This window comes from Fructobacillus cardui (assembly GCF_963580785.1).
In the GTDB taxonomy this organism is placed as follows: domain Bacteria; phylum Bacillota; class Bacilli; order Lactobacillales; family Lactobacillaceae; genus Fructobacillus; species Fructobacillus cardui.
The window spans coordinates 100,045-107,078 of sequence record NZ_CAUZLS010000006.1 but is presented as its reverse complement, the minus strand read 5'-3'; the positions used below and the strand labels follow the sequence as shown (position 1 = coordinate 107,078).

The 7,034-nt window shown below is 41.9% G+C and carries 7 protein-coding genes and 1 pseudogene; 3 read left to right on the top strand and 5 right to left on the bottom strand.

The window, feature by feature from the left end:
• The 3 genes and pseudogenes from AABI20_RS07610 to AABI20_RS06345 form a co-directional block, all read left to right on the top strand.
• Window positions 1-102: pseudogene (locus AABI20_RS07610) on the top strand (IS30 family transposase); the annotation flags it as partial.
• Between the two features lie 75 nt (window positions 103-177).
• Window positions 178-612: a response regulator gene (locus AABI20_RS06350; RefSeq protein ID WP_338347147.1), complete on the top strand. Its 435-nt coding sequence runs from the start codon at window positions 178-180 to the stop codon at window positions 610-612.
• The gene (locus tag AABI20_RS06345; protein WP_338347145.1) at window positions 515-934 is read left to right on the top strand and encodes a LytTR family transcriptional regulator DNA-binding domain-containing protein; all 420 of its coding nucleotides are present in this window, start codon (window positions 515-517) and stop codon (window positions 932-934) included. The genes AABI20_RS06350 and AABI20_RS06345 overlap by 98 nt, the downstream gene beginning before the upstream one ends.
• A gap of 100 nt (window positions 935-1,034) precedes the next feature.
• Here the strand turns inward: AABI20_RS06345 and AABI20_RS06340 are convergent, their stop codons facing one another.
• The 5 genes from AABI20_RS06340 to gyrA form a co-directional block, all read right to left on the bottom strand.
• On the bottom strand, window positions 1,035-1,874 hold the full coding sequence (locus tag AABI20_RS06340) for a transporter substrate-binding domain-containing protein (RefSeq protein WP_047975506.1): 840 nt from the start codon (window positions 1,872-1,874) through the stop codon (window positions 1,035-1,037).
• Window positions 1,875-1,919: 45 nt separating this feature from the next.
• A complete protein-coding gene (locus AABI20_RS06335) occupies window positions 1,920-2,660 on the bottom strand; it encodes an amino acid ABC transporter ATP-binding protein (protein WP_338347142.1) in 741 nt (246 codons plus the stop codon).
• Entirely contained in the window at window positions 2,650-3,333 is a 684-nt protein-coding gene (locus tag AABI20_RS06330; RefSeq protein ID WP_047975508.1) for an amino acid ABC transporter permease, read from the bottom strand. Before AABI20_RS06330 ends, AABI20_RS06335 begins: the two co-directional genes overlap by 11 nt.
• Entirely contained in the window at window positions 3,314-3,970 is a 657-nt protein-coding gene (locus AABI20_RS06325; RefSeq protein ID WP_047975509.1) for an amino acid ABC transporter permease, read from the bottom strand. The genes AABI20_RS06330 and AABI20_RS06325 overlap by 20 nt, the downstream gene beginning before the upstream one ends.
• A gap of 458 nt (window positions 3,971-4,428) precedes the next feature.
• On the bottom strand, window positions 4,429-7,005 hold the full coding sequence (gene gyrA / locus AABI20_RS06320; RefSeq protein ID WP_047975510.1) for a DNA gyrase subunit A: 2,577 nt from the start codon (window positions 7,003-7,005) through the stop codon (window positions 4,429-4,431).
• Window positions 7,006-7,034: the final 29 nt, after the last annotated feature.

The window sequence follows — 7,034 nt, the reverse complement described above, 5'->3', positions numbered from 1 at the left end:
TTATATGAGGCGGTTGAACTCATTAACAAGCGGCCCATGAAATTACATCATTATCAAACACCATTGGAAGTTTTTACGGATGCGTTCGAATTAAACTTGTAATCTGCCTTAACTAATAGTACTTATCAATTTCATCCATTTATTTAGAAAGGTTTCTAAACGGGAAAGGAGGCGAATATGGCTTGCTATATTCTAACAACAAAGAAGCGTGACCAGCGCTTGTTCCGTAAAATTTTAACCGATCCACATATTTTTGAAACTCCACGAGAACTTTTACTCGCGATTCATTCAAATAAAAGAGGTCCAATTTTAATTATTGATTTGGAAATCCGTGGTCACGAAAAAATTGGCTTTCAAACTGCCGAATTAGTTAAGAAGAACAATCCCAACGCCCAAATCATTCTCTTAGCGGAAGACAGTCGATTGGCTAACTACTGTTTCGAGTACCAAGTAGGGGTTTTAGACTTCATTATTAAGAATGACCGTGATTTAGCTTTTCAAAAGCGTCTTTTACGTGCCATTGAAAAAGCTCAGTACAATCTTCACAAAATTTTTTTATACAAAACCAATTTTTGTGCGTTTTCCAAACGGAACACGGTCAATTTTAATTGACCTAACACATATCATTTATATCTCATGTGAAAAGGGGACTCATCACCTTATTTTGCATGAACACGACCGTATCACAAAAATCAGGGCCACACTTAAAACCGTTGTCCCACTCCATAAAGATATTTGTCAAATTCACTCAAGCTTTGCGATTAATTTAAACTACTTAAAGGACTACCAACCCAAGAAAAAAATTATTACGCTCTCAACCGGCAATGCCTTACCCGTTTCTCGTCGCTATGCAAGCGAAGTCCGAATGCACACGACTTGGTTTACTCAACCACCAAGCAAAGATGAAAATCCAAACTTCAAGCGCAATGATTAAAAAAAAAACATCACGACCACGGATAGTGTGGTTGTGATGTTTTTTTGAAAACTGATTTAAACGATTGGATAAACAAAGGGGAGGGATAAGTCATTCAAAATTACTTATTAATCGTAATATCACTTGCCTTAACATCATCCCCAAAGAACGGTGCCAAGTTCTGTTGATAATCGCCCGTAAAGAAGCCGTTGTTGTTCAACTTCTTAATTTCATCGTTAGTCCAATTCAAAACACTCTTGTTACCCTTTTGAACACCTGGGGCGATATAGGCTTGGTCACCTAATTGCTTAATGCCGACCTGATAGTCTGGGTGATCCTTAACCCAGGCAAAGAGATATGAATTATCATCCGTAATGGCATCTGCTCGTCCGTCGCTCAAGGCAGCAAACTGTTGTGTCTTTGAGTCAAACTTCAATAACTTGGCATTTTTGTACGTTTGCGTAAAGTATGTTTCAGCCGTTGTTCCCTTGTTGACAATCAAATTCTTACCGTTTAACTGATTAACGTTGGTAATTAAGCTTGCTTTCTTTGAAGCGACACCGATTGAAACCTTCATGTATGGTTTGGCAAAATCAATTACTTGCTTTCTTTCTGGCGTGACCGTGAAATTAGCGAGGGCAATGTCGGCCTTGCCAGAATTAAGAGCATCAACTCGGGCATTGGCGTTAACCTGCACGTACTTAACCTTAACGCCGAGGTCTTGGCCGATTTTCTTAGCCAAAGCAATATCGTATCCCTGACGATTACCGTTTTGATCAACCCAACCGTAAGGTTTCAAATCACCAAAGACAGCAATTTTAATTTCACCAGATTTTTTAATTTGCTGAATAGTGCGACCATTTTGACTTGAACTGTCCTTTGAGGTGAGCGCATGGACACTAAAAATACCAACAATAATAACCAACACAGCTACTAATGACCAAATAATTTTCTTTTTCATTGTTTTTCTCCTTATTAATCTTAATTAATACCTAGTTTCTTTGTTCTAAAAAGACATACTCTCCAAAAAAACGCGAGCCCGTTTTGTTTGTGGTTCCTGAAAGAATTTTTGCCCAGCTTGTTCTTCCACAATTTCACCGCTATCCAAAAAGATGACCTTGTCAGCAACTTGTTTGGCAAAATTCATTTCATGGGTGACCACAACCATCGTTAAGTCCTGCTCGGCTAATTGTTTGAGAATTCCCAAGACCCCACGAACCATTTCCGGATCAAGTGATGCCGTTACTTCATCAAAGAGCATTAGTTTTGGATTTAAAATCAGCGCACGCACTATGGCCACTCGTTGCTTTTGACCCCCGGATAATTGCCGTGGATAATAATTTTCAAATTTTTCTAATCCGACTTCAGCAAGTAATTGCCTTGCCTGGCCAAGAACTTCTTTTTCATTTCTTTTTTGAACTTTCAATGGTCCTAAGGTAATGTTTTGCATCACCGTTCGATTCGGAAAGAGATCATAACTTTGAAAGACCATGCCAATTTCATGTTTGATGACCGCAAAGGCTTTTTTATCATGTGGGTCAATCTTTTGACCGAAAATTTCTAAATCGCCGCTATCAAATGATTCGAGCCCATTAAAAGTACGAATCAACGTTGATTTCCCTGAACCAGATGGCCCCAGAACCACGGTTACCTTATTTTTGGGAATGGTGAGGTTAATATCTGTTAAAACGACTTTGTCGCCAAATTTTTTATTTAAGTGCCTTACTTGAATTATTTCATCTGTCATTAGCAACGACTTTCCTTTCAATTTTCTTGCTTAACCAGGTGAGGGTGCCATTGATTGAAAAATAAAAAAGGGCAATTAGACCGTAAACGACAAGTGGTACCGCTCGATTCGACGAATTGGCTTCAATGATTTGCTGGCCAACCGTAATGACTTCCGTCACAGATATCAATAACAAGATAGAAGTTGTCTTAATAATCCGCGTACTCAAATTAATATATGCTGGCAAGATATTGACCAAGCTTTGAGGTAGCAGGACGTAGCGATAACTCTGCCAAGTCGTCAGTCCAATTGCATAGGCACTTTCTTTTTGTCCCTTCGCAACCGACTGAACCGCGGCACGGACAATATCTGAAAATTCGGCGCCAAACCATAGTGAGAAAACCAAAACGCTCACTACTGTTGCGGGTAAATTGAAATTTAAATCCCGCGGAAAAGTGTAATAAAACAAAAAGAGCAGGGGAATCGTTGGCACGATTCGAAAAATTTCCAAATAAGTGCGGAAAAATCCTCGTTCAACCCCTGTAACGTTCGACCACAACAAACCCAAAAAGCCACCAAGAATTGTGCCAAAGAAAATGGACAAAAAAGAAATTTCAATCGTCACACCCAACCCCTCAATCAATCGACTAAGGTTCGTTCCAGCCAGAATAAGATTAATTGCTGAAGTTAACACGGCGCAGCCTCCTTTCAAACCAAGAAAGTCCCAGCGAAAGGGGAATTAAAATAATTGCATAACTAACAACCATCATTAATAAATATTCATTACTGCGATAATTTTGACCAATCAGGTCTAATGCCGTATTGGTAATCTCGGGAATGGCAATCACTGTAAAGATGGACGTTTCCTTAATTAAAAAAATAATATTGGCACCAATCGCTGGCAGCGAATACAAAATTCCTTGCGGAAAAATAACATATCGTGCCAGTTGCCAGGTACTTAATCCAACCACTTGCCCTGATTCCACCTGAATCTTAGGCACTGCCTCCAGGCCACCTAAGAAAGCATCGGCCATATAAGACCCACCTAGAAAAATCAGGCCAAGGATGGCTGTCTGCTCGGCCGGTATTTTTAAACCAATGCCCGGCAAGCCATAGTAAATAAAAAATAGTTGGATTAGTAACGGCGTATTTCGTGAGACGGCTATATAAAGCCGCAATACATGGTGGCCAATAACTTGATAGTAAAGCCAAAACGCAACAACAATTCCTAGCAAAAGGGCACCGATAATCCCAATGGTGGCCAATTTTAACGTTAGAAAAAAGCCGTTAATAAAAGCCGGAATTGCCTGTTGGATGTATATCCAAGACATAAAATTCTCCCTATTTCCACAACGAGAATCAACGGTATCCTCAAAAAAAAGCCACAAAAAAAGCAACTCCAAAAATTGAAGTTGCCTTTCAATCGCATCTTGCTCCATTCCAAAAGTCATCTAATACTACTGGTAGCTATTATCAAACAATGCAACGAAAATCTATGCGTAACTTATTTTGAGGACCATCTTCTCAACTTTTGTGTTTATCACGTTCTCGATATGTTCGTTGCATACACATTCGCATGAGTGGTCCTCCTCTTTTCTCTTAATCTAAAATGATTATATATTGATGAGTTTAAAATGTCAACTTTCTCATTTTTATCCAAAATAAAATCATTAGTTTTAGCAAAAGAAAAGAAGTCAAAACCCTTGATAAGCTTGACTTCTGGTAAAAAAAACCACGGTCTTTCAATCAAGGACGATTCATCCTTCAATACCGTGGCGTTTTATTTTAATTATTGTTCAGAATCTGTATCGTTTTGGTCAGCCTCTGCTCGAGCAACTAAGTCACTAACTTGGTCGCTAACGGGGGACTGGCTATTATCTGCTTCTTCCTGGCTTTCAACCAAAGCAGCTTCTGGACTCTCAGCGTCCATCTCAACCGGTTCCAATTTCGTCAAGGTTGCTACCTTACTGTCGTCTTCCAAACGAATCAAACGAACGCCTTGCGTTGCTCGACTAGTTTGACTAACCGTATCAACGCTGAAACGAATCATGACGCCTTGATCAGTCGTGACCATGATGTCCTCATCGCCATCAACCGTGACCATTCCGGCCAAAGGTCCGTTCTTTTCGGTAATGGTTGCTGTCTTAATTCCTTTACCACCACGGCCCTTCACAGGGTATTCTGTGGCAGCTGTTTGCTTTCCATAGCCTTTTTGACTAATCACAAAAACCTTAGAGTCTGGCGTTAGGATATCGGCACCAATTACTTCATCCCCGTCACGCAAGTTGATTCCTCGAACACCCGCGGCGCCACGACCCATGAGACGGACCGCTTCTTCCGCAAAGGTCACAGAGTAACCATTCATCGTGGCAATCACAATATTTTGCAAGCCATCTGTCTGCAAGACCTTCAAAATTTCATCATCGTCGCGAAGGGTCAAGGCCTTCAAACCGGACGTCCGGATATGGGCAAAGTCTTGCACCTGTGTTCGTTTGACAACACCCTTACGGGTGACAAAGAAAAGGTTATCCTGGCTTTCAGCCGGATTACCGTTAACAGAAAGAAGAGTTTGAATCTTTTCATCTTCTTCAAAGTTCAAAAGATTAATTACGGGGATTCCCTTGGCCTGACGACCGTATTCAGGAATTTCGTAACCCTTCATCCGATAGACCTTCCCCTTGTTGGTAAAGAAGAAGAGGGAATCGTGAGTTGAAAGGTTCACCAACTGGTCTACAAAGTCTTCATCATTCAGATTCATTCCCTGAACACCACGGCCACCACGGTTTTGTGCCTTGAATTCACTCGCTGGCACTCGCTTGATGTAGCCGTTATTGGTCAAAGTAACAATCACATCTTCTTCTTCAATCAAATCTTCGTCTTCGATGCTGGTCACATCACCGACTTGTAATTCAGTCCGACGTAGGTCACCAAAGCGGTTTTGAATTTCAAGTAATTCATCGTAAATCAACTGATCGATTCGTTCCTGGTGGGCCAAGATATCTTTCAAATCAGCAATTAAAGCAACCAACTTTTGGTATTCATCCTCTAACTTATCGCGTTCCAAACCGGTCAACCGGACCAAACGCATATCCAAAATAGCCTGTGACTGCTTGTCAGAAAGGTCGTAACCTTCAATCAAGCGCGTCTTGGCTTCATCAGATGTCTTAGATGAACGGATAATATTGATAATTGCATCAATGTGGTCGAGGGCAATGCGCAAGCCCTCTAAGATATGTGCCCGTGCTTCGGCCTTCTTTAAGTCAAAGATCGTCCGACGACGAATAACAGAACGCTGGTGGTTCAGATAAGCAACCAGGATTTCCTTCAAACTCAGTGTCTTAGGGGCACCATGGTCGATGGCCAACATGTTGAAAGAGAACCCAGTCTGCAAAAGGGTTTGCTTGTACAAGTTATTTAAAATAACTGAAGCGGAAGAATCCCGTCTAACGTCAATTGAAATTCGCAAGCCTTCACGATCGGTTTCATCGCGAATACCGGTAATGCCTTCAATCTTCTTATCGCGAGCTAACTCCGAAATTCGTTCAATCAAGCGCGCCTTGTTAACGGCATAGGGGAGTTCGGTTACAATAATCTGCTCCCGACCTGATTTTGTCGTTTCAATATCGACCTTGGCCCGAATCGTAATCGTCCCACGACCAGTTTCGTAGGCCTTTCGGATCCCAGCCTTACCCATCACGATACCGCCAGTTGGGAAATCAGGACCAGGCAATGCTTCCATCAAATCAGCGGTTGTTGCTTCCGGATTGTTCATCAAGATATGCAAGGCCGAAATAACTTCACCCAAATTGTGCGTTGGGATGTTGGTTGTCATTCCAACGGCGATTCCCGTTGCCCCGTTGACCAAGAGGTTTGGGATTCGAGCAGGCAAAACCTCTGGCTCGCGTTCTTCACCATCGTAGTTCGGCACAAAATCGACCGTATCTTTGTTCAGGTCACGGACCATTTCCATCGCCACTTTCGACAAACGTGCTTCGGTATATCGCATGGCAGCGGCACTATCACCATCGACAGAACCAAAGTTTCCGTGGCCGTCAACAAGCATGTAGCGGTATGAAAAATCCTGTGCCATCCGGACCATTGATTCATAAATTGCTGAATCACCGTGAGGGTGGTATTTACCCATAACATCCCCGACGATACGGGCTGATTTCTTATGGGGCTTATCCGGCGTATTGCCTTGTTCAATCATCGAATACAAAATTCGACGATGAACGGGCTTCATTCCATCGCGGACATCAGGCAATGCCCGGGCCACGATTACTGACATGGCATAGGACAAGAATGATGTCTTCATTTGCTCGGACAAATGCGTATTTTGAATCCGAGTATCCATTTCTTCTGGCATTTCGTTTACTCCTCGTCAAACACGACCGA

Excerpts from the sequence above, each read along its gene's own strand:
- AABI20_RS06325 (WP_047975509.1), bottom strand. The coding sequence starts at position 3,970 with ATGTCTTGGATATACATCCAACAGGCAATTCCGGCTTTTATTAACGGC.
- gyrA (WP_047975510.1), bottom strand. The coding sequence starts at position 7,005 with ATGCCAGAAGAAATGGATACTCGGATTCAAAATACGCATTTGTCCGAG.
- AABI20_RS06350 (WP_338347147.1), top strand. The coding sequence starts at position 178 with ATGGCTTGCTATATTCTAACAACAAAGAAGCGTGACCAGCGCTTGTTC.
- AABI20_RS06340 (WP_047975506.1), bottom strand. The coding sequence starts at position 1,874 with ATGAAAAAGAAAATTATTTGGTCATTAGTAGCTGTGTTGGTTATTATT.
- AABI20_RS06335 (WP_338347142.1), bottom strand. The coding sequence starts at position 2,660 with ATGACAGATGAAATAATTCAAGTAAGGCACTTAAATAAAAAATTTGGC.